The 616-nt window shown below is 36.5% G+C and carries 1 protein-coding gene and 1 pseudogene; both read right to left on the bottom strand.

Going from position 1 to position 616, the window contains the following annotated elements:
- Nucleotides 1–448: pseudogene (locus tag R7P74_RS27485) on the bottom strand (type II secretion system F family protein); the annotation flags it as partial.
- The coding region (locus tag R7P74_RS27480) for a type II secretion system F family protein (protein WP_373273428.1) at nt 448–616 on the bottom strand (169 nt) is incomplete at its 5' end. The gene R7P74_RS27480 and the pseudogene R7P74_RS27485, both read right to left, overlap by 1 nt.

The raw sequence follows: 616 nt of genomic DNA, 5'->3' as shown, positions 1-616 counted from the left end.
AAGGCAGCCGACTACTTACATGTCGCACGTTTGCATTCCCTCGCGATGAGATATACATATCCGGCGCGATCAAACAAACAAGCATAGAAAGCGAGAATGAAATAAACGCGGATGAAAACTCCATCTCTCCTTGAATGTAGGAGTAGCCAATAAACGCCAAACAAAAAACCAAGGGTATAATTTTCAATAGATAATAGGCTTGAGCAATAAACTCGCTATGAATACCTGCTCTAACCAAATTATTTTTTGTTTCTTCTTTATTAAAAGATAATCGAGAAAGATATAACGATAATTTGTCAACAAAAGGCGTTTTTTCTTGGATTGAGTCAATAATCTTTTTCGTTGAAATGTTTGCTTTGGTTTTATCAAACACCTTTAACGAGTAATACGCGGCAGATAACGAGATAATTAAACCGAGCGCTAAGAAGATTAACTTAATATCAACCATTACCTAACTCCTCTTAATATCATGTAGATAAAGAAGAACCCAATAGCTTCACTAACCAAGACGTAATAAAAGATGGGTTTTCCCCCTTCTTCAAACATTACGAAGTTATAGTTTTCCGGGCTGGTCACTTTCAAAATCATGATAAAGATAACTGGCAACGCCGCGATG

It is taken from the genome of Vibrio sp. 2033 (assembly GCF_033339735.1).
The sequence above is the reverse complement of the archived record's forward strand: the minus strand, read 5'-3'. Positions and strand labels throughout refer to the sequence as shown.